Genomic DNA, 20339 nt, shown 5'->3' with positions numbered 1-20339 from the left:
ATGGAAAAATTGCGCCAGAATTCACTGAAATATCGTGTGCCGGAGTTGGCGGCAATTTTTTAGTGGGTCTGTAAATGACGATTTCTATACCTTTTAATTTCAATATTTGAAAAAATGAAAAATTTTTTAGTTGTTCTATTTGTGTTCTCCTTGTTTCCGACTTTTGTAAACTCGCAAACTCTCGTTACAAAGAAAATTTTTTCTACTTATGTAAATGATAGCGTTCCTGTTAAAATATGGTTACCAAAAGACTATTCACAAGCAGAGCGGTATCCAGTTATTTACGAATTTATTTATGACCATACCAATTACATTGCAGCAACTGCTAGTAATATTTGGGATATTCCTAAGGTAATTGTGGTTTGGGCTGAAATTGAGGGCGGAAATGAACATTATAGCAGTCCCAACTTAAGTGATAAGGGAGAAAAATATTACAACTTTGTTAAAAATGAGCTTAGTAATTACATTTCTAAAGAATATAATACAGCAAACCTTAGAATAGCTATAGGTCTTTCTCAAGGAGCAGATTACGTTAATTATATTTTGCGTAACGACCCATCTCTATTCAACTCATATTTAATTTTCTCAACTGAATACCCAATCAAGTATACGCCAAACTTTTCATCATATACAGCAAAGATAAAAGATTCTATTTCTTATTTTATTGCAATTGCGAATGATAAAAAAGAGAGAATGGAATTCGCAAACCAATTATATGATTCATTAAAGGCTTGCCCATATATCCAAATCAAAAAGGAATATTTTGCTAATGCCTCTCATCCTTATAGCATTCTATACGCTTTGCCTGATGCGCTATTATTCACTTTCAAAGATTATAATCTAGTGAGACGAAAATTGCCAGAGGAAACTTTAGTTTCATATTATAACTCTACTCTAAAAGAAAAAAAAGAAAAATTTGGCAACATCAATTTTCATGCATTTATTAATCAAATTCTGCAATCATCTGATATAAAAAATTTCTCTGTTGATGATATAAACAGCTTTATTGATAGCGTATATTCCTTAAAAGAATCAATGGACATTGACTTATTTAATATTGGATATGCCTTAAGAACCAAAGGACTATATCAAAGTGCAGTAAAAGCCTATCAAATGGAAATATTAAAAAAACAAATCACAGGTAAAACAGCAATGGATGAAGTGTCTGTTTATTTTCAGCTTTTTAAAACTTATGATTTAGATGGCAAACCAGATGAAGCATTAAAAGTTTTACAAGATGGCTATGAAAAAACAAAAGCCAAGGACGAAAGTCTACTTTACACGATTGGATATTACTATATTGACAAACACATTGACATTAAAAAAGGCATAGAAATATTACTGTCAATGGAAAATGAAAAACATACAGTTTCAATTCACTCTACTAAGCCAAGTGATGAAGTTTATGCAAAAATTGCAACTGGTTATTTGGAATTAAAAAATAAAAAGCAGGCAAGAATTTATGTAAACAAAGCATTAACAGTAAACCCTAAGAACGAAACTGCCTTAAAGTTGAAAGCCTCAATCAAATAAAACTACCGCCAACAAAAGGTTTGGCAATAGGCTGGCCGAAGGAATAATATTCGGCTGTAGTTCTCTATCAGCAATAGTTTCAGCAGACGAACAAATATCGGCTTTTTGTATTTATCTTCAGCTTTAGTTTTTCAATCGGCTGACGTTCGGACGGAAAGTTATAAAATGCCAGCCCATTGCCAAGCCTTAAACGAAACCCGAAGCGCCAGAAAAACCATCAAGCCAGAAAACTACCAAATCTATCAACACAAAAAATCCCGATCAAAACTGACCGGGATTTTTTGTTTACTAATTTTTATGTGCTAAAAGAAGCATTGCGTTTTCTTAATGACCAGCATCTCCATCCGCACCATGTGCATGTCCATGTGATAATTCTTCTTCATTTGCCGGGCGAACGTTTAAAATTTCGCCTTTAAAATGCAAAGCCTGGCCGGCCATCGGGTGGTTTAAATCAACAATTACCGCATCTTCTGCAACAGAAACCACTTGTCCCTGCAAACGGTTTCCCTGGTTATCCTGCAAAGGCAGCATCGTGCCAACCGCCGGGATTTCTTCCGTTCCAAACATTTCTTTTGGCAAACTGGCAACGGCTTCATTGTCGTATTCGCCGTAAGCGTCATCGGCCGTTAACCGGAATTCGTATTTGTCGCCAGTGCTTAAACCGCTCAGATGCTCTTCAAATTTAGGCAGCATCTGGCCCGCGCCGTATATAAATGTTAAGGGCTGCTCCTGGGTGGCACTTTCTACCAAACCCTCTTCGCCGTTTTCCTGGTCTACGTACAGATCATAAGTTAATGATACAACGTGCTGTGGTTCAATTTTCATTTTTTTAGGGTTGAGGTGAGAGGTATGAGGTTTGAGGTTATGACGCTGATTTTGCCTCGAACCTCACACCTCTCACCTATTAATCAATTTGTTTAAACGCTTCTGCTACTTCGTTCACCGGCAACTGGCAGGTTTTGTCTTTGCAAACAAAAATGCTGTTTTTACCGCCGGTTTTATCCTGCAACAAAGGTAAAGTTCCTTTTGTTCCGCCCAGGATGATTTTATTTGGCAGGTATTTATTCTCGAAAGCTTTTCTTTTTTCTTCGGCTTCTTCGCCCACGATCACGATTTCGTACACGCCAAAAACCTCTTCTAAAAGCAGCATCGCCCAGTTGGAAAACGACGAACCGTACGGTGCCATGTTCTTTTCCACGTTGCGTAAAAGCTGCGCCGAAAGTTCGAGGTATTCCTGGTGATCGAAAAACAAACCTAATTTTTTGAGGTTTCGGGCCATGACAGAATTGGAAGCCGGAATCACATTGTCCATCACTTCTGTTTTCCGGGCGATGAGTTGCGCGTCTTCATCCGAAGTGTAAAAGAACATGCCGCTCGATAAATCGTAGAAATGATCCAACGCGTAATCGTTGATTTTTCGTGCTTCCTGCAGCCAGTTTTCCTCAAAAGTAACTTCGTACAAACTGATCAACGCTTCGGCAACCAACGTATAATCATCTAAAAAAGCTGGCGAATCATTACCGAAAACACGTTTCAGTTTTCCGTTTCCGTTGGACAAATTTTGCAGGATAAAAGAAGCATTGCGTTTGGCGGTTTCCAAATATTGCGGCTCGTTCAAGGCGCGGTAAGCATCGCAATAACCTTTTAACATCAAACCGTTCCAGCCAGCCAAAATTTTATGGTCTAAACCCGGGCGAACGCGCATGCTTCTTTTATCGAGTATTTTTTGGCGTGATTGGTTTATTTTAGCTTGCAATTCGTCCGGAGAAAGCCCGAAACGTTCGGTCAGTTCATCCACATCATCTTTGCGAAAGAATATATTGGTTTGCTCCTCTTCCCAGTTTCCTTCTTCGGTAACGTGGAAATAAGTATTGAAAAGTTCGGCATCTCCACCTAGAATCGCCTCCACTTCGGCTTTTGTAAAAGTGTAGAATTTACCTTCCACGCCTTCGCTGTCCGCATCCAAAGCCGAATAAAAACCACCTTCGGGAGAAGTGAGTTCGCGTTCGATAAAAGTCAACGTTTCTTCGATAATTTTTGGATAAAGCGGATCAACGGCCCAGGTAAAAGCCTCGGCATAAAGACTGACCAGTTGTGCGTTATCGTACAACATTTTTTCGAAATGCGGCACGTGCCATTTTCCATCCACAGAATACCGCGCAAAACCGCCGCCAATTTGGTCATAAATCCCGCCAAAAGCCATTTTTTCTAAAGTTACGCGCACGCTCATGTTTACCGCTTCGTCTTTCATCAAATACGCGTAACGCATCAAAAACTGCCAGTTGTTGGGCATCGGGAATTTTGGCGCACGTTTCAGGCCGCCATCTACCATATCAAAGTTGCGTTTCCAAGGCGTTACAATCGCTTCCAAATCAGCTTTTGAATATGCTTTTGCTTCTTTTACAAACTCAAATTGTTCGTACTGGTGGATGCCTTCGGTAAGGCGGACGGCGTAATCTTCGGCTTCTTTGGGCTTTTCTTTCCAGAAATCGGCCAGGCTGACCAACACGTTTAGCCAGTCTTTTTTGGGGAAATAGGTGCCGCCGTAAACCGGGCGTTGATCGGGCAAACAGATGCAGTTTAACGGCCAGCCGCCCCGGTTGGTCATCAGTTGCACGGCGCTCATGTAGATTTGGTCAACGTCCGGCCGTTCTTCCCGGTCCACTTTAATGCACACGAAAAAGCGGTTCATTACTTCGGCAACCTGCTCATCTTCAAAGCTTTCGTGCTCCATTACATGGCACCAGTGGCAGGCCGAGTAACCGATGCTGATGAGCAACAACTTATTTTCGTCCTTTGCTTTTTGCAGCGCTTCCTGTCCCCAGGGAAACCAATCCACCGGGTTGTTGGCGTGCTGTAGTAAATAAGGCGAAGTGGAATTGGCGAGGCGGTTTGGCATGATGCTGTTTTTATGGGTATAAAATTGGTGTTGGTGATACTACCAAAAAAACAGGAAATTGGTTTGCCTCGCCCTAAACCCCTCTCCAAAAAAGAGGGGTTTTGAAAAGTCTGCCGCTTTGTCTCCCTCTCCCCCGAAAAGGGCCGGGTGTGAAGCTTTTGACTTTTTTTAAACAATAAAAACCCGGTACTAGTTGCAACATTAAAAACCGGAACATGGCAGCAGTTAAAGTTTATGCCGAACATGGCATTACCTGAGATGTGAAAATGATCAAAATTGACCAGATAAACGAAGCATACGAGCGCACGCTGAAAGGCGATGTGCATTACCGCTTTGTGATTGATATGGCTTCGTTAAATTAAAACACCAAAAAATAGGGCATAAAAAAAGCATGTCTCCGTTGGACATGCTTTTTTTATGCAGTAAAAATGAGGTTAGTTAACCACTTTGCGTTTGTAAACCGTATGGCCTTGCGCACGTGATTTTCCCTTATCAGTCTCGTTGCCAACAACATAACCGGCACCGGCACCAAGCGCACCGCCAATTAATGCGCCTTTAACACCATGGCCAATCAAAGCACCGCCCAATGCGCCGGCACCACCGCCAATCAACGCACCTTTTGCACGTTTAGACATTCCCCTGCGCGTTTTAGTGGTGTAAACATACTTTTTACCATGCTTGTAATAAGTGTTTTTAACACTTTGGGCCTGTACAAAAGTCCCGGTAACAGCAGACAGCGTAAAAAATACGGCAAAAATCAAAATCAGTTTTTTCATGAGTTAGTTTGTAATTTCTTTTAAATGATAGCAGGATAAACAAATACCTTGCCTGTTTAACGTAAAACATTTGTCAAGGTTTAGCAGTTGTAGCTTTTGCACCAATTTTATACCGGTAAAAGAAGCATCAGCTTAAACCCTGCCTGTCTTCGGCAATCCGTTTTAAAAAAACAAACATTAAAGCGGTAGCAATTACACCGAAAACATGCCACAAAAAATGCGTGCCGACCGGAAGCAAAGCCCAGCCATCGGCAATACGGAAAAACAAGGCAATCCCGAAGGAAACCAAAGCAGCAACAATAAATTGCCAATTGTGCCCTTTCATTTTAACCAGCAACAAAACCAAAGGCAACAAAACCATCAGCACCATGGCGGCATAATTTACATTGATAAAAATCTGCACGTTAACATTACGCAAAGATGAACGTATTAAATTTTCAACCCCGCTAAATACCAACATTAACCAAAATCCTTGATACCATTTGCCCGAATATTTGTACCAGAAATATCCGTTTGCAAGCAAACAAAGAATTGTAATGGGCAGCCAATCCATCATAATAAAAACCGGGTAACGGCGCAAACCATGGTAAAGTGTGCCGCCGATACTGCCGATCAGTAAGATCCAGGAAGCAATGCTGAGGAAAACATAGTGTTTGGAAAAGCCCTTTAACCGGAAAATCCAGTAAAGGGCTAGTATGAAAAAGAAGCCGGAAGTAATGGTGTTCAAAGGTTCGGGAAAACGGTGGCTTAAATTGGTTTCCGTATAAACCATTCCCCCATCGCCTGGCCTTTTCAGTTGCCTGTTTTCAGTTGCGGGTTGCCAGTTACCTTTTGCCTCTAAACCTTTCACCTCTTCATTTCTAACCTCTTCACCCCTAAAGCTTCATTTTCTGTATAAAAAACTCCAGCGTTAAGCCCCAGGCCAGTTCGGCGGCATCGGCATTAAAACTGGCGCGTTCATCACAAAAGAAACCATGATCGGCATCAGAAAACTCGACATTGATAAACTGCTTGCCAACTTTTGTCAGCTCGTTTTTAATGGTTTCGATTTGTTCTTTCGGGATGTGCTGGTCTTTTCCTCCCCAAAAAAACAAATGCGGCGCGTTGATGGCAGCGGCCCTTTTAATGAGATCAGGAACAATGCCGGCACCATAATAAGAAGCAACGGCTTTAAACGGAAGCATGGTATTGGCCAAAAAACTAACACGCCCGCCCAGGCAATAACCGGTAGCCACAATTTTTCCGTTTTCTACCTGCGAGTGGTTTTCCAGCCAGTCCCAGGTTGCCTGGACATCAGCCTCCAGCCCTTCGGTTGTTAAAGCCCGCATGTGCGGCATTGCTGAATTGAAATCGGTATAATCAATTTCAATCCCGGGTTTGGCGGTACGGTGAAAAAGCTCCGGTGCGATAACGAAATAACCTTCATCGGCAAAACGGTCGGCCAGTTTGCGGATGTGGTGGTTTACGCCAAAAGCTTCCTGAAATAAAATTAAGCCCGGAAACGGGCTTTTGCCATGCGCCGGAATGGATGTATAAGCTTGCATAGTTGTTCCGTCGGCAACCGGTAACTGCACAAAATTTTGTAATCCTGACATTGTTTTTTTATTGATAAAAGAAGCATCAACCGCAAAAAGTTTTAGGCATGCTTCTTTTATGACCAAAAAATCAGGATTGAAAAAGATTATCTACCCTGCAGGTTCAAGTGCTATCCGCCGGATTCCTTGCACGCGCCCGCTTTGTTTCACTTTCCAAATATCATGGGCCTTTTGCATATCCAACCAAAATTCTGCCTTAACACCAAAAGCACTTTCCAAGCGCACGGCCATTTCTGCCGATATTGAAGCCCCTTCATTTACAACCTCAGAAAGTTGTTTCCGGCTCACTTGCAAATTTTCTGCTGCTTTGGTAACGGACAGCTTCATTTCCTTTAAAATATCTTCCCGCAATATTGCACCAGGATGAATCGGAGGCATTTCAGTTTCCATGATTTCTTCTTTTAGTGATAATCTAAATAATTGCAATCCTATAATGATAGCAATTAAAGGCCGTATTGTTTAAGAAACCTCCAGTTCCCGGTCCGCAAACAAAACTTCCTGATCAATCAAATCCATAATCTCCGTATCCACGTTTTCATCAAACTTGCGGGCAAACAAATCTTCCGAAGCCAAAATCGCCTGCAAATCGTTTTTGCCCAAAATTTTTGGGTGCGCGCTGTTTGCTTTCGGCCAGATGGTAAACCGTTTTTCGCTGTTTTCGATGCTGTTTAAAAGGCGTTCGTCTTTGCTGTTGCCGATAATCATTTGCACAAAAAGCTCATCGGCCACAAATGTGTTGCGGTGAAAATGCAGGTATTCGGGATGCCGGTCGTTGTAATCCAAAATATAATCCAGCGCATAGTTATCCAAATTCCACCAAGTTTGGCCGGTATAAGGGTGCATTCCGTTTGGCATTTTCCTCCTCAAAAAAGGCAGGTAAGTAGAAAGCAAGTTCATGGATTTGGAACCGAAGAACTCGTACCATTTGTTGCCGAAATAATATTTATCAACCCGGTACCAGCCGCCGCGGTCGCCGCCCGGCCATTTCTCATAATTGGGGATCGGAAAATAGTTGATGAAATTGGAATGCTTGCTGTTTTTAAAAAAACGGTCAATCTGCGCGTTGCTTTTGATGGGATAATCCTGGCCGCTCAACAACATAATGCGGTCAAACTTGGTGGAAGAATCACGAACAGCTTTCATTCCCGCCAGGTAAGGTTTAATCAATCCCAAACCTCCCCAGGTAGCATCAAACCGTTTTATAAAATGCACTGCTTTGCCAAATTCCTGTACGTTTGCAAACGCTGCTAAATCTGCTTTTAAATCAATATGGATAAAAAATTCTGAATTGTCGTCGTTCAACCGCGAGACCAAACGGAACAATTGGTTTGGGCTTTTATGGGCCATGATGATGTATGCCTTGTTCATTCCTTAATAAAGTTTAATGTTTAATTGTATCAACTGATGACTTTGTGCTTGTTTAAAATTGAAGCTGTGTTGATTAATGCTTCTTTTAGCAGGTAAAAAACAGGAAGGGCTACATGTTAGATATACGAAATACTGTTGACAGGGATTTTTTCGGTAGCCGGTTTTTAAACAAAACCAATGTTTTAATTTTTGAAAAAATGATTGGAAAATAATTTGATCGGGAAATACAACCTTGTTTGGCGATTGCTTTTAGAAATTCTGACTTGCATAAATTTTATAAACCTGACATCAATTTTATGCTGGTAAAAGAAGCATTGGTGGGAAATGGTTTTGGGGAAGTGTTGGTTTTTTGTCGAAGAAAAATACATTTTTGATTTGTAATTTACTTTAAATGAACATACTCAATTTCCTGATCCTTGGTTGGGCGATTAAGTAGCGAAGCAGGTTTCCCTTTCAGGTAAACGTCAAAAAAAGTGCTGATGTAATGTGAAGTTAAGGTTATTTGGCGGCGTCCATCAATATGCACAATTCCAAGTATCCGCAGCATACGCATCATTAGCGGACTCATCAACATTGCCCCACGGTCGCTAAACATGAAATGATTTGAACCTTTAATTAAAATATGCAACCTTTTATCAGCAGGAAGTTTATTATAAATGGATCGAATATTTGCCAGAACAGGGCATGTTTCTGTACCGGGTTCGTTGCTATGGTCGCTCATTAAAAACATAAATGGTTGCTTAATTCCTTCATTAACCACGTTTCCAAGAGGAGCTCCATCCACGTCGATACCTGCTTTGCACCGGGAATCATCATGGCAAAACTGCAAAGCTGTAGCACCGCCTAAGGAATGGCCAAACACGCCAACCCGCTTTAGATCCAGCCGACCTGAAAATCTGCCAGAAGTATCAGACGAGTTAAGGCGTTCCAAATGATCAAGGGCAAAGCTCATATCACTTGCCCAAGCTTGAACGAGGTGTTTTGCCAAATCCTCCTGCTCATTTCCGCCAACAAGATCCGCATTGTTTTGAGGTGCCCTCGTAATTACCTTTCCATTTGATAAGACAACAACAGTGGTTCGATAAGGTGCATCGAAACCTACCACAACATAACCATGACTTGCAATATCTTCGGCAAGAGCTGTATAATCAGTGGTTAAGGCAGCAAGTCCGGCCCGCATCAATATTACAGGATAGGAATGCTGTTGAGGAGATACTTCCCCATTGTAAATACTATGCGCTTTTACCTTTGATAAATCTCGTGTTATAAATTTTGTTAACAGCACGCCAATCTGATTTTCAAGTGCCAATCGCCAGGGAGCGGGTAAATATTCAACCGGCCGGGATAGTTTTTGAGGCACTGCGGGATACCAAATCCAGGCAAAAACTTCCCGCCTTGTGTTTGGTTTCGGTGCCATTATTTCCTGTTGTTTTGTATCACTCCAAATGTATGTAGTGCGACCAACTGCGAAAGGGCCGGTTGGCATAGGAAGCATGGTTTCTCTGCTATGATCTACCCACATTAGGGCAAGGACAACCAGGAGGCTGCTGATACCAGCCACGAATACTTTTAGTAGAATCTTTCCAAGTGATTTAAGTATTTGAAGCAATTTTGAATATCGTAACATAACTACAAATGGTTGTTTTTTAGTTTTCTTCCTTAAATCCTTTTCTTCCCTTAGCCATAATTTTTAACCTTGATCTTTAAACTTAAGATTTTAATTCAATTATTTACCACGATTTATTTTAACCTCAAAATTCTTCCCTTTTTCCTCTTTTTAATATTTACATTGCCGTAACATTTCTACCTTCAAACTTCTCTAACCAAAAAAACACCGATAAAAGAAGCATGCTAAGTATCCGCAATATTGTGAAACAGTACGCCGGGCACCGGGCGTTGGATGAGGTGAGCCTGGAAGTTGAAAAAGGGAAAATCTTTGGTTTGCTTGGCCCGAACGGTGCTGGCAAAACTTCGCTGATCCGCATCATCAACCAAATTACGGCACCGGATGCGGGCGAGGTTTATTTTAACGGCGAAAAATTGAACCAGTCGCACATTGAACGCATCGGTTACATGCCCGAAGAACGCGGTTTGTACAAAAAAATGGAGATCGGCGAGCAGTTGGTTTACTTAGCCCGGCTAAAAGGTTTGGAAAAAGCCGATGCCGAACGCCGCATCAAAACTTGGTTTGAGAAGCTGGGCATGGGCGATTGGTGGAACAAAAAAATCGAAGACCTATCGAAAGGCATGCAGCAAAAAGTGCAGTTTGTAAGCACTGTTTTGCATGATCCGGAACTGATTATTTTAGATGAGCCTTTCAGCGGTTTTGACCCGGTGAATGCCGAAATCATCAAAGATGAAATTTTAGAATTGAACCGAAAAGGAGCCACCATTATTTTTTCTACGCATCGAATGGAATCGGTGGAGGAATTATGCGACTCGATTGCCTTGCTCAACTTGTCGCACAAAATTTTGGACGGGCCGGTAAGATCCATCCGCAATTCGTACCGCAACAACACGTACCAAATCGAGTTTTCGGGAAAACTGGATTTCGACGGAACGGAACCTTTTGAATTGCTGCAACACATTCAGGGAGCGGAAAGCAATTCAATCCGAATCAAACTCAAAGAAAAACATACGGTAAACGAAGTATTGCAATACCTCATCCCGAAAGTGGGCATCCAAAAATTGGAAGAAGTGATCCCGACGATGAACGAAATTTTTATCCAGAAAGTAAATCAAAACCGCAAATAGCAATTACCGCCATGAACAAAACTTTACTTATCATCCAGCGTGAATATTTGGCGCGGGTAAAAAAGAAATCGTTTATCCTGATGACTTTTTTGGTTCCCGGATTGATCCTGGCCATGTACGCCGTCATCTACCTGATTGCGGCCAACAGCGACAGTTTAAATAAAGTCCGCGAAATTAAGGTGATTGATGAAAGCGGTGTTTTTGCCGGGAAATTGAAAGACCATAAAAACATCCATTTCAGTGTTTTAAGTCAATCGTTGTCCGAAGCCAAGAAGGCTGCGAAAAAGAACGAGGATTTGTTTGTCCTATTCATCCCTAAAGATTTAACGGCTAAAAACAGCGTCCAGATTTTCTCCAAAAAGAAGCCCAATTTTGCTTTGGTAAACGAAGTAGAAAACCAATTGAACACCGTTGCAACCGGCAACAACATGGCGGCGGCCGGTATTGATGTGGTAAAACTAAGCGGCTTGAAAAGCAATATTTCCGCAGAAACCAAACAACTGACCGACGACGGCGAGAAAGACAGCAACTTAGCTTCGGCTTACGGCATCGGTGTTGCTTCGGCTATTTTGATCTACCTTTCGCTGTTTATTTACGGTGCCCAAGTGATGCGCGGCGTGATCGAAGAAAAAACCAACCGGATTATTGAAGTGATTGTTTCTTCGGTGAAACCTTTTCAACTGATGCTGGGCAAAATCCTGGGCGTGGGCTTGGTGGGTTTAACGCAGTTTTTGCTGTGGATCGTCCTTTCCACCACAGTTACCAACATCGCCGAAAAAGCTTTTACCAAACACGAAACTGCCACCGAACAAAGCAATCAAACCCAAATTAAAGGTGGTAAAAACAGTACGGCGCAAGCGCAACCGCCCATTGGCAACCCGGTGATGAGTTTTTTAAACAGCCTGAAAGGTGTCAATTACCCGTACATCATCGGCTGTTTTATCTTTTATTTTTTGTCGGGATACTTGCTTTACAGTGCCTTGTTTGCGGCCGTTGGTTCGGCGGTGGACAGCGAAACGGAAACGCAGCAGTTTATGTTCCCCATCACGCTGCCGCTGTTGTTTACTTATATTTTATCGTTTGCTTTTTTGGTTAACAACCCCGACAGTTCACTTGCGTTCTGGCTTTCGGTTATCCCGTTTACCGCGCCCATTGCCATGATGGTGCGCGTTCCGTTTGGCGTGCCCGGTTGGCAACTGGCTTTATCCATGGTGATGATGATTGCCGGGTTTTTGTTTACCACCTGGGTTGCGGCGCGGATTTACCGCGTTGGCGTGTTGATGTATGGGAAGAAAGCAAGTTATAAAGAGCTGGCGAAGTGGTTTTTTTATAAAGAGTGATACTGTTTTTAGGGGGATAAAAACAGTATGTTAATTTGATTTAACGTTCTTTTTGCTTGAACAAAAAGAACCAAAAATTCAAGACAAACCCGATCCCTCCGGGCGCTTTGCCGGCCTTTCCGCTCCTGGGCGGCTACCTGCCACTTTGGAATATCCGGTTTACAATCTTGCACTTGTTGAACAATTTTTTTAGATGCTTCTTTTATCGGCACAAATTAGGTGAATGAAAAGAAGAAAGTTTTTGTTTTTCTATCGTTGTCAGGGTCGCTTGCAGGTATGCGCCCAGGCGCGTGGGGCTGAATGCCGCCCGGAGGCGATCCGGCATTCTTGATTTCGTTGGTTCTTTTTGATCAAACAAAAAGAACGGACAAGAAAAAATTTCGCCATCTTCGGTTTATGAACCAACGCATCGCCGTGATGGACCTCGGCACCAACACCTTCCATTTGCTGATCGCAGAAAAAGCGGAAACGGGTTTTAAAGAAATCCTGCACATGACAGAAGCCGTAAAGCTGGGCGAAGGCGGCATGAAAGACGGCCTGATTACTGCCGAAGCTTTTGAACGCGGCGTAAAAACCATGCAGCTTTTTGCCGAAAAAATAGCGGTAAAAGAAGCATCGCGGGTTCGGGCGGTGGCAACTTCGGCTGTGAGAAGCACCAAAAACGGACTGGATTTTATCAACGAAGTAAAAGCCAAAACCGGGATTGAGATTGAAGTGATTGATGGTTTGCAGGAAGCGGAACTGATTTACAAAGGCGTAAAAAGTTCGGGGATTTTATCGGCAGAAAAAGCGTTGATTTTGGATATCGGCGGCGGCAGCGTGGAGTTTATTTTGTGCGATGAACAGAAAATTTTTTGGAAACAAAGCTTTGAAATTGGCGCGCAAAGGTTGCGGCAGCTTTTCCATCAAACCGATCCGATAACCGATGAAAATATTAAAAAGCTGAACGATTACCTGGAAGAACAATTGCAGGTGCTGTTTTTATCGGTCAAAAATCAGGATGTGCAGGTTTTAATTGGCTCGTCCGGATCTTTTGAAACGTATGCCGAAATGATTGAAACAGAAAAAGGAAAACTGTTTAACATCCAAAAAATCAAAACTTATGATTTTAAAATAAATGAATTTAATGCAATTGCAAAGTGGTTAAAGCAATCCAGCCACCAAAAAAGGGTGGCTAAAAGAAGCATTATTCCCTTGCGTGTGGATATGATTGTGGTGGCTTCTTTGGTTACTTCTTTTGTCGTGCAAAAATTAGAAATTCAAAAATTAAGCATGACTACTTATTCTTTAAAAGAAGGTGTTTTGGCGGAGATGAAATAACAGTTTTCAGCTATGAGCTTTAGCCGCTTGCAAAAGCTAACTGCTGAAAGCTACTGGCTTATCGCTATCAATTGCTGATACAATTTCTCTGTAGGCAAACCAACCACATTGGTATAAGAACCTTCGATGCGCTGGATGCCAGTTAAGCCAATCCATTCCTGAATGCCGTAAGCGCCGGCTTTGTCCATTGGGCTGAAGTTTTCTACATAATACCGGATTTCCTCGTCTTTCAATGGACGAAAAAGCACTTCCGAAACATCAAAAAAAGTGTTCTGCCGATGTTGGTACAACAAACTTACGCCGGTAATGACCTGATGTTTCCGACCGGAAAGCAGTTGCAGCATGGCAATGGCATGTTCCGGTGTTTCGGGTTTTCCTAAAATCTGGTTTTCTACCGAAACGATGGTATCTGCGGTGATCACGATTTCATCATCCACCATTTCATCAAAAGCGGCTGCCTTTTTTTGGGCGATAAAAACAGCAATCTCTTCGGGCGATAAACCTTGAGGATAAGATTCGTCCACGTCCTTTAAAACAATGCGGAAATTGAAATTCATCAAACGCAACAGTTCCTGTCGCCGCGGCGATTTGGAAGCAAGAATGATGGGTGGGAATTTTTGCATAATATTTTTTAGCCTCACCCCAACCCTCTCCAAAAGAGAGGGAGACGTGGCGGATACCTTTTAATTTTTACCTTTTTGATTTTCTCCTTTTACCTTTCAACCCTTTGCCTTTCCGCCTCTAACCTAAAAACTCGTCGCATTTTCCTTCATCCATTGATCCTGCATTTTCAATACTTTCTCGATCACATCACGTACGCAGCCTTTGCCGCCCATGATAGGCGAAATGTATTCGGCAACCGCTTTTACTTCTTCGCAGGCATCGGCAGGGCAAGTGGGCAAACCTGCTTTTTTTAGTACATCCAAATCCGGAATATCATCGCCCATATACAAAATCTGTTCGGGCTGCAGTTGCATATCCGCCACAACGCGGTCGTAAACTTCCAGCTTGTGGCTGATGCCGAGGAAAACATCTTTCACACCCAAACCCGTTAAACGCGACATGACGCCTTGTGAGCGTCCACCAGAAATCACTGCTATATAATAACCGGATTTGATGGCGTGGTTAATGGCATAACCATCCTTTACGTTAAAGTGCCGCATCTGGTCGCCGTTCTCCGCCACGGTAATATCGCCATTGGTTAAAACGCCATCCACATCGAGGATAAAGGCTTTGATGTTTTTTAGTTTTTCGAGGTACATGAGGAGGAAGTATTGAGTAGCAAGTAGCAAGTATCAAGACAAAGCGAAACAAAGCCAGTAATCAGTATTACTTGATACTTGATACTTGATACCTGATACTAATTACTTAATACTTTTTTACTGGTTATCGCGCCATTCGTAAGCCCAAGCGGTTTGGATTTGCTCTAAATGGCCTTCGTTGCTTTCTTCGCGTTTACCTACAAAATTGGGCAGCGTGAGTACCCATTCCAACAAATCGGTAAAGCGCACACGGTAAATTTTAGAATCGTTAAAATCATCGCCAAACTTTTCGTACAAACTCATGGCAATGTCTTCGTAATCGTTCCAATGAATGGGCAGGGCAAAATCTTTATCCAACATAATTGATTTGAGGTTTAATGGCCCAGAAATTGGGACTGGTCTGGAATGGTAACTTCAATGTCGCCGTCAATCATCACACATTGGCAACCCAAGCGCGACGTGATGCGCGGGTTTACGGCGCGGTCTATAAAATCTTCTTCTTTGTCGGATATTTCCTGCACCTTATCCATGCCCTTGTTCACATAAATGTGGCAGGTGCTGCAGCCGCAAACGCCGCCGCAATTGTGTTGCAGGTCAATGCCGTTTTCCAAACAAACATCCAATACAGATTCTCCTTCGGCAATCGGCAATACTACAGATTGCACTCCTGCTTCTTCAAAGTTAATCCTGACGTTATAAATTTCCATTGCACGCAAAAGTAATAATTTTAGTTCAGGCTGAAGGCGGTTCGTCCATTTTGATAATACCCTGACTGAGCAACGTGTACAACTGCTGCCATTCCGGATATTGCTGTAACAATTCTAAATGCGCCGCCATGGTTTGCCCATCGCGCCTTTTGGCTGGCCCGGTTTGTACTTCTTGCGGTAAAAAAGATTGTACTTTGGATGCTGTTTCCAGGATCAAAGGTTTTATCAAACCAAAATCCATTTGCTGTTTCGAAAGAAGTTCCGCAGCAACGGCATATAAATAATTTGGGAAATTGCAGGCAAAAACCGCAGCCAAGTGCAAGGTTTTACGCTGTGCCGAATCAATATAAGTTACGTTATTGCTGATACTTCTTCCAAGATCGAGCAACCGCGCCGTACTGTTTTTATCGGTACTTTCTATGCAAAGCGGAACGGAACGAAAATCCAGTTCGCGCGTTTTTGAAAAGGTTTGCAACGGATAAAAAACGCCGCAAGTATCAAAATACTTTTTCAAAGTTTGCAAACCTACCGAGCCGCAAGTATGCACTACCAATACATTTTTTATAGGGATAAAAGAAGCAACCGTTTCCACCGCATCGTCTTTTACGGAGATAACGATTAGGTCTGTTTCCGGGCGGATTTCACTTAAATCATCAACCGGTTCTGCTTTAAGATGATAAGCAAGCAAAGCCGCGTTTTGCAAATCTCTGCTCCAAACCTGCGCAATACGATGGCCGGCATTTACCAAAGCTGCACCCAAATGTGTGGCCACATTGCCCGAACCAACTAAAGTGATGCGCATATCAAAGTAATGAGCTTGTCGAATTTTTATATGGTAAAAGAAGCATTACAATTTTATTCTTTGGTCAAACACAAAAGAGTCTGTTTTGATGAGTTCAATCCACTTAAAATCAACGTGATTAGGATTGATTAAATAATTTACCTCTTCTTCAATAATTGAAGAAGGAACTTCCAGAACTGCAGTTTTATTCGTTTTGATCCATTGCCCGCCAAGCGTTTGGGTAAATGGCATCTGGTCAAATTCTTTCCAATCCTTTGGCAAGTCGTTTAAACCTATTTTTCCCTTTTCAATCTGGTCATCTATTTCGATGGTCATGATACTAAAAATTTGGCTTAAACCTAATTGGCCACGGTGTACAACGTTTTCTAAGCAAGCCAAAGAACGGTTAGAAGTCGTATAAATCATCTCGGTTTTATTTGGGTTCCACCTTGCCGCCCTGCCCGATGCTTTCAATGCATTCGCATAAACACTCAACGTAATCCTGTAAACCAACATCTTTAGGCTAAATCGCCATAAGCGATGCGGATCAGTTCGTCTTCGATCAAACCAATCCCGGTTATGGTGTCCATCATTTCAACCGGAACCTGGTTTCCTAAACCGTAAGCTGATACGTGAAGCCAATCATGAAAGGCTTTTGCCGAACCAAACAATTCGATGCCTTTTTCAAATAAAGCAAACGATTTAAGCAGTTTCTCACTTAATGCAGCATCCAGTTTCAGTTCTTGGCGATCATAATTTTGAATCGTTTTGATCGTGGTTTTAAAAGTATCCTGAAATTCATCGGCACTAAAACCAGACAAATCAAGAAAATCTAAGGCAGCTTTGGCAGCAAGCCCTTTTTTAGAACCGGTTAATAAACTGACTGGGTTGGCATACAAAGGCTGGTAAACTGCACAAGCTTCCTGGAGTATGCTTTGCGGATTTGTTCCGGTAGCTTTTTTTGATGTTGTTTTCTCTTTAGACATCGCCTTTTATTTAAATCAAAAATACGGAAATATTTCTTTGAGAAACAGAAATATTTCCAGAAATGTTTAAATAATTTGATGCGATAAAAGAAGCATTACAGTTTAAAAGCTTGCCGTCCCAACAATTTCCAGTTGCCTTTTTCTTTCACCCAAACCAGCATTACGCCTAAATTTACGTTTCCCGGTTTTCCGCCGTCGTTGGTTTGTGCCGAAAGTTTGTGCCGGACGATAGCCGTTTTATCTTTTACGACGATGGTTTGATCGGTTAGATTGATCGTTACAAAGTCTGATTGTCCGCTTACGATCGCTTTCACAAAAGCAGCTTTGTCCTGGATTTTTCCGCTGGAATGGCCGTAACTCAACGCATTAGAACTGATGTTTTCTAAAGCCGTTTTGTTGCCGTCAATCATCGCTTTGATTAGCATTTTAACTGCGGAGGCAACCTGCTTTTCTTCTTTGCTTTGTGCGATTACAGAAATGGAGAAAACATTTAGAAATAGTAAAATCAAGCCCACTGTTTTTTGCATAGTAAAAGAAGTATGGCAGTTTATGCCGTTTTCAGTTCCTTGTTTCTGCGGAAGATAGAAAGTAAAAAGCCAATTACCATGATTATGGTTCCGGACCAGAAGAAATTGATGGAAGGAAACTCAATTGCTTTCATCACAATGTATGGTTTTTCGCCTTCCGGTTTCACATAAGTGGTGATTTCTAATTTTCCTTTTTCGGGCAAAATGTTAGAGAAACGCACTTTCAAATCGGCACTGTCTACCTTTTTACTAAAATCAAACTTGTTGCCGCCTTTGATCATAAAGATCGGTTCGGTTGTAAAAACCTTGCCGTTGCTTTGCACTTCCAACTGTGCGCCAACCGAAACATCGTTTTTGGCCAACGGAATGTCGCGCACTTTGGCATCTTTGTTCAACGCTTTTAAAATGATCAACCCGGCGCGGTAACGGATGGTATCGCCGATGTTCATTTCGTGTATGACTGGTTTGGCGTACGCTTTATCTTCGTTGGCTTCGCCGTGGCCTTCGTTTTCTGCAGTTTGATCGTCCTGAAATTTCATTGGAAATGCGATACTGACATACGAATACATGTCTTTAAAAACGTAATGGCGTGTATCCGGCGAAGAAACCAAACCCATTTTGGGGTTGGCCTGCGCATTTGGCAATAAGTTGAAATTCTCGGTTACTTTGCCAGTTTTATCATCAATGCGTTTGTAATTTACTTTGAAATAATGGTTCGGCCCGTTTAAAGAATCGCCGACATAAGTTGCCGTGTAAGGGCCGATTTTGGTTGGCGTATTAAAATCCAAACGCAGGTTTTCACGCGAGTTGCCGACCTTTTCAAACTCCGTCCCGAAACCAACGCCGCTGTCATTAATGGTGATAACACGGCTTGTTCCCGAAGAAATAACCGCGCCAACCAGCAACAACGCAAAGCCAATATGCGCCACCGCCGAACCAACTAACTTTGTTTTGCCTTTAAAAATATCGGCCAGGTATTTGGTATTGGCCAGCACAGCATAAACCGAACCGAAAATAACCAGCATGTAAACCAAATGCGTATGGTAAAGGCCGGAAGCCCAAATGATGATTCCACTTATTAAAGCAGCAAAAACTAAGTAAACCATAGAACGGATCAGAAAAGTGGTGGCATCCGAACGTTTGTATTTCAAAAATTGCGCAAAACCCATCAGCAGCGTAATTACAACGGCAAAAGAAGATTGCACGATGTTGTACAGCTTTACCGGTTCTGTTGGCGGTGCAGTTTTTGTTCCGAAAATTGCATTCCAAACCGGGATGGAAGTAACAATCACCAATTGCAGGCAAGATAAAGCCAAGAAAACTGCGCCAACAAACATCCAAAACTCGCGGGAATAAGTTTCTTCATCTTTTTTGGTAATTGGCATTTCTTTCCAACGCGTAACAAGCAGCCAAACCGAAATCGCAATAAAAGCAAACATGAAAACCAGCAATTGCCCGCTCATGCCCAAATCGGTAAAAGCATGGACGGAAGTGTTGCCGAGAATTCCGCTTCGCGTTAAAAAAGAAGCGTACAAAACCAGTATGAAACTGATGATGACCAGGAAAGCAGCCGTAAAATAAGAATGGCCGGTATTTTTATAAACGATCAAAACATGTACGCCACCGATCAGCGTTAACCAGGGGATAAAAGAAGCATTTTCCACCGGATCCCAGGCCCAAAAACCGCCAAAGTTCAGTGATTCGTAAGCCCAAAACGAACCCATGATGATGCCGGTCCCTAAAACCATCACCGCAAAAAGCGAGTAGGAAATAGCTGGTTTGATCCAATCTTTATACCGGCGTTGCCATAAACCGGCAATGGCGTAAGCAAAAGGGACCACCATCGAAGCAAAACCTAAAAACAACGTTGGCGGATGGATAATCATCCAATAATTTTGCAGTAAAGGGTTTAAACCGTTGCCGTCCTTGATATAAGTTAAGTAATCTGGGCGACTGAAAATTGGCCCTTCTACCGCATTACGCAGCAAAATAAATGGCGAACTGCCTATACGCGTTCCGAACATTTCTACCCCAATCAGCATCGAAGTAATAAATGCCTGTGATAAAGCCACAACAGCCATTACCGGGCTTTCCCAGGATTTCGCTTTCCAGATTAGTATGTTTCCCAGTACGGCTTGCCAAAACCCCCAAAGCCAGAAACTGCCCTCCTGCCCATCCCAATAACTGGAAATGATGTAGTAAACCGGCAATGTGCGCGATGAGTGCGCCCAGGCATAATGGTACTCGAACAGGTTGGTGTAAATGATGTAAAACAAACAGGCACCAATACCAACAACCGAAAGCGTGTTGATAAAATAGCCGTAACGGGCCATTTTTTTCCAACTATTATCGAGCTGGTTTTTGTTTACGGTTGCAAAATAATAACTGATAGCAGAAAAAAGCGCCGAGCCAAATGCCAGAATAATAAATAACTGGCCGAGCTGCCCCGGCAAAAGGTGCTCTCCTTTAAATTGAATGTCCATTAAAGAAA

21 protein-coding genes are annotated in these 20339 nt (G+C 42.2%); 4 read left to right on the top strand and 17 right to left on the bottom strand.

Annotated features, from left to right (window positions below; translation table 11 throughout):
- Nucleotides 1-114: 114 nt before the first annotated feature.
- Complete coding sequence (locus V5804_RS02605) at nucleotides 115-1533, top strand: alpha/beta hydrolase-fold protein (protein ID WP_369589809.1); 1419 nt, start codon at nucleotides 115-117, stop codon at nucleotides 1531-1533.
- A 324-nt stretch (nucleotides 1534-1857) separates the two neighbouring features.
- Here V5804_RS02605 and V5804_RS02600 read toward each other — a convergent pair whose 3' ends face one another.
- From V5804_RS02600 to V5804_RS02565, 8 genes are all read right to left on the bottom strand, one after another.
- Complete coding sequence (locus V5804_RS02600; RefSeq protein WP_369589808.1) at nucleotides 1858-2358, bottom strand: peptidylprolyl isomerase; 501 nt, start codon at nucleotides 2356-2358, stop codon at nucleotides 1858-1860.
- Nucleotides 2359-2437: 79 nt separating this feature from the next.
- The gene (locus tag V5804_RS02595; protein ID WP_369589807.1) at nucleotides 2438-4432 is read right to left on the bottom strand and encodes a thioredoxin domain-containing protein; all 1995 of its coding nucleotides are present in this window, start codon (nucleotides 4430-4432) and stop codon (nucleotides 2438-2440) included.
- Between the two features lie 434 nt (nucleotides 4433-4866).
- Nucleotides 4867-5208 carry a YMGG-like glycine zipper-containing protein gene (locus V5804_RS02590; RefSeq protein WP_369589806.1) on the bottom strand — a complete coding sequence of 114 codons (342 nt, stop codon included), beginning with the start codon at nucleotides 5206-5208 and terminating at the stop codon, nucleotides 4867-4869.
- A gap of 127 nt (nucleotides 5209-5335) precedes the next feature.
- Nucleotides 5336-6058: a hypothetical protein gene (locus V5804_RS02585; RefSeq protein WP_369589805.1), complete on the bottom strand. Its 723-nt coding sequence runs from the start codon at nucleotides 6056-6058 to the stop codon at nucleotides 5336-5338.
- Between the two features lie 25 nt (nucleotides 6059-6083).
- Complete coding sequence (locus V5804_RS02580) at nucleotides 6084-6803, bottom strand: dienelactone hydrolase family protein (protein ID WP_369589804.1); 720 nt, start codon at nucleotides 6801-6803, stop codon at nucleotides 6084-6086.
- Between the two features lie 90 nt (nucleotides 6804-6893).
- Nucleotides 6894-7193, bottom strand: coding sequence for a HigA family addiction module antitoxin (locus tag V5804_RS02575; protein ID WP_369589803.1), 300 nt, complete (start codon nucleotides 7191-7193; stop codon nucleotides 6894-6896).
- 69 nt (nucleotides 7194-7262) lie between these two features.
- On the bottom strand, nucleotides 7263-8171 hold the full coding sequence (locus V5804_RS02570; protein ID WP_369589802.1) for a beta-1,6-N-acetylglucosaminyltransferase: 909 nt from the start codon (nucleotides 8169-8171) through the stop codon (nucleotides 7263-7265).
- Nucleotides 8172-8553: 382 nt separating this feature from the next.
- Nucleotides 8554-9798: an alpha/beta hydrolase family protein gene (locus V5804_RS02565; protein ID WP_369589801.1), complete on the bottom strand. Its 1245-nt coding sequence runs from the start codon at nucleotides 9796-9798 to the stop codon at nucleotides 8554-8556.
- A gap of 221 nt (nucleotides 9799-10019) precedes the next feature.
- Between V5804_RS02565 and V5804_RS02560 the strand changes: the two genes are divergently transcribed.
- The 3 genes from V5804_RS02560 (at nucleotide 10020) to V5804_RS02550 (ending at nucleotide 13585) form a co-directional block, all read left to right on the top strand.
- Entirely contained in the window at nucleotides 10020-10925 is a 906-nt protein-coding gene (locus V5804_RS02560; protein WP_369589800.1) for an ABC transporter ATP-binding protein, read from the top strand.
- A gap of 11 nt (nucleotides 10926-10936) precedes the next feature.
- On the top strand, nucleotides 10937-12265 hold the full coding sequence (locus V5804_RS02555) for an ABC transporter permease (RefSeq protein WP_369589799.1): 1329 nt from the start codon (nucleotides 10937-10939) through the stop codon (nucleotides 12263-12265).
- A gap of 396 nt (nucleotides 12266-12661) precedes the next feature.
- On the top strand, nucleotides 12662-13585 hold the full coding sequence (locus V5804_RS02550) for an exopolyphosphatase (protein WP_369589798.1): 924 nt from the start codon (nucleotides 12662-12664) through the stop codon (nucleotides 13583-13585).
- A gap of 50 nt (nucleotides 13586-13635) precedes the next feature.
- Here V5804_RS02550 and V5804_RS02545 read toward each other — a convergent pair whose 3' ends face one another.
- From V5804_RS02545 to V5804_RS02505, 9 genes are all read right to left on the bottom strand, one after another.
- A complete protein-coding gene (locus tag V5804_RS02545; RefSeq protein WP_369589797.1) occupies nucleotides 13636-14208 on the bottom strand; it encodes a nucleoside triphosphate pyrophosphatase in 573 nt (190 codons plus the stop codon).
- 123 nt (nucleotides 14209-14331) lie between these two features.
- Nucleotides 14332-14847: a KdsC family phosphatase gene (locus tag V5804_RS02540; RefSeq protein WP_369589796.1), complete on the bottom strand. Its 516-nt coding sequence runs from the start codon at nucleotides 14845-14847 to the stop codon at nucleotides 14332-14334.
- 117 nt (nucleotides 14848-14964) lie between these two features.
- Nucleotides 14965-15207, bottom strand: a complete 243-nt coding sequence (iscX, locus tag V5804_RS02535; protein WP_299289765.1) for a Fe-S cluster assembly protein IscX — start codon at nucleotides 15205-15207, stop codon at nucleotides 14965-14967.
- A 14-nt stretch (nucleotides 15208-15221) separates the two neighbouring features.
- On the bottom strand, nucleotides 15222-15554 hold the full coding sequence (locus V5804_RS02530; RefSeq protein WP_369589795.1) for a 2Fe-2S iron-sulfur cluster-binding protein: 333 nt from the start codon (nucleotides 15552-15554) through the stop codon (nucleotides 15222-15224).
- A 25-nt stretch (nucleotides 15555-15579) separates the two neighbouring features.
- On the bottom strand, nucleotides 15580-16356 hold the full coding sequence (locus tag V5804_RS02525; protein ID WP_369589794.1) for a Rossmann-like and DUF2520 domain-containing protein: 777 nt from the start codon (nucleotides 16354-16356) through the stop codon (nucleotides 15580-15582).
- A 45-nt stretch (nucleotides 16357-16401) separates the two neighbouring features.
- A complete protein-coding gene (locus V5804_RS02520) occupies nucleotides 16402-16851 on the bottom strand; it encodes an RES family NAD+ phosphorylase (protein WP_369589793.1) in 450 nt (149 codons plus the stop codon).
- A gap of 2 nt (nucleotides 16852-16853) precedes the next feature.
- Nucleotides 16854-17321, bottom strand: a complete 468-nt coding sequence (locus V5804_RS02515) for an antitoxin Xre/MbcA/ParS toxin-binding domain-containing protein (protein WP_369589792.1) — start codon at nucleotides 17319-17321, stop codon at nucleotides 16854-16856.
- 95 nt (nucleotides 17322-17416) lie between these two features.
- Nucleotides 17417-17836, bottom strand: coding sequence for a nuclear transport factor 2 family protein (locus V5804_RS02510; RefSeq protein WP_369589836.1), 420 nt, complete (start codon nucleotides 17834-17836; stop codon nucleotides 17417-17419).
- Nucleotides 17837-17868: 32 nt separating this feature from the next.
- Nucleotides 17869-20331, bottom strand: coding sequence for a heme lyase CcmF/NrfE family subunit (locus tag V5804_RS02505; protein WP_369589791.1), 2463 nt, complete (start codon nucleotides 20329-20331; stop codon nucleotides 17869-17871).
- Between the last annotated feature and the right edge of the window lie 8 nt (nucleotides 20332-20339).

Source organism: Mucilaginibacter sp. (genome assembly GCF_041088075.1).
Taxonomy (GTDB): domain Bacteria; phylum Bacteroidota; class Bacteroidia; order Sphingobacteriales; family Sphingobacteriaceae; genus Mucilaginibacter_A.
Note: the sequence above shows the minus strand (reverse complement) of the source record. Positions and strands in the feature narration are given on the sequence as shown.

Excerpts from the sequence above, each read along its gene's own strand:
- V5804_RS02605 (WP_369589809.1), top strand. The coding sequence starts at position 115 with ATGAAAAATTTTTTAGTTGTTCTATTTGTGTTCTCCTTGTTTCCGACT.
- V5804_RS02600 (WP_369589808.1), bottom strand. The coding sequence starts at position 2,358 with ATGAAAATTGAACCACAGCACGTTGTATCATTAACTTATGATCTGTAC.
- V5804_RS02595 (WP_369589807.1), bottom strand. The coding sequence starts at position 4,432 with ATGCCAAACCGCCTCGCCAATTCCACTTCGCCTTATTTACTACAGCAC.
- V5804_RS02590 (WP_369589806.1), bottom strand. The coding sequence starts at position 5,208 with ATGAAAAAACTGATTTTGATTTTTGCCGTATTTTTTACGCTGTCTGCT.
- V5804_RS02580 (WP_369589804.1), bottom strand. The coding sequence starts at position 6,803 with ATGTCAGGATTACAAAATTTTGTGCAGTTACCGGTTGCCGACGGAACA.
- V5804_RS02575 (WP_369589803.1), bottom strand. The coding sequence starts at position 7,193 with ATGGAAACTGAAATGCCTCCGATTCATCCTGGTGCAATATTGCGGGAA.
- V5804_RS02570 (WP_369589802.1), bottom strand. The coding sequence starts at position 8,171 with ATGAACAAGGCATACATCATCATGGCCCATAAAAGCCCAAACCAATTG.
- V5804_RS02565 (WP_369589801.1), bottom strand. The coding sequence starts at position 9,798 with ATGTTACGATATTCAAAATTGCTTCAAATACTTAAATCACTTGGAAAG.
- V5804_RS02560 (WP_369589800.1), top strand. The coding sequence starts at position 10,020 with ATGCTAAGTATCCGCAATATTGTGAAACAGTACGCCGGGCACCGGGCG.
- V5804_RS02555 (WP_369589799.1), top strand. The coding sequence starts at position 10,937 with ATGAACAAAACTTTACTTATCATCCAGCGTGAATATTTGGCGCGGGTA.
- V5804_RS02550 (WP_369589798.1), top strand. The coding sequence starts at position 12,662 with ATGAACCAACGCATCGCCGTGATGGACCTCGGCACCAACACCTTCCAT.
- V5804_RS02545 (WP_369589797.1), bottom strand. The coding sequence starts at position 14,208 with ATGCAAAAATTCCCACCCATCATTCTTGCTTCCAAATCGCCGCGGCGA.
- V5804_RS02540 (WP_369589796.1), bottom strand. The coding sequence starts at position 14,847 with ATGTACCTCGAAAAACTAAAAAACATCAAAGCCTTTATCCTCGATGTG.
- iscX (WP_299289765.1), bottom strand. The coding sequence starts at position 15,207 with ATGTTGGATAAAGATTTTGCCCTGCCCATTCATTGGAACGATTACGAA.
- V5804_RS02530 (WP_369589795.1), bottom strand. The coding sequence starts at position 15,554 with ATGGAAATTTATAACGTCAGGATTAACTTTGAAGAAGCAGGAGTGCAA.
- V5804_RS02525 (WP_369589794.1), bottom strand. The coding sequence starts at position 16,356 with ATGCGCATCACTTTAGTTGGTTCGGGCAATGTGGCCACACATTTGGGT.
- V5804_RS02520 (WP_369589793.1), bottom strand. The coding sequence starts at position 16,851 with ATGTTGGTTTACAGGATTACGTTGAGTGTTTATGCGAATGCATTGAAA.
- V5804_RS02515 (WP_369589792.1), bottom strand. The coding sequence starts at position 17,321 with ATGTCTAAAGAGAAAACAACATCAAAAAAAGCTACCGGAACAAATCCG.
- V5804_RS02505 (WP_369589791.1), bottom strand. The coding sequence starts at position 20,331 with ATGGACATTCAATTTAAAGGAGAGCACCTTTTGCCGGGGCAGCTCGGC.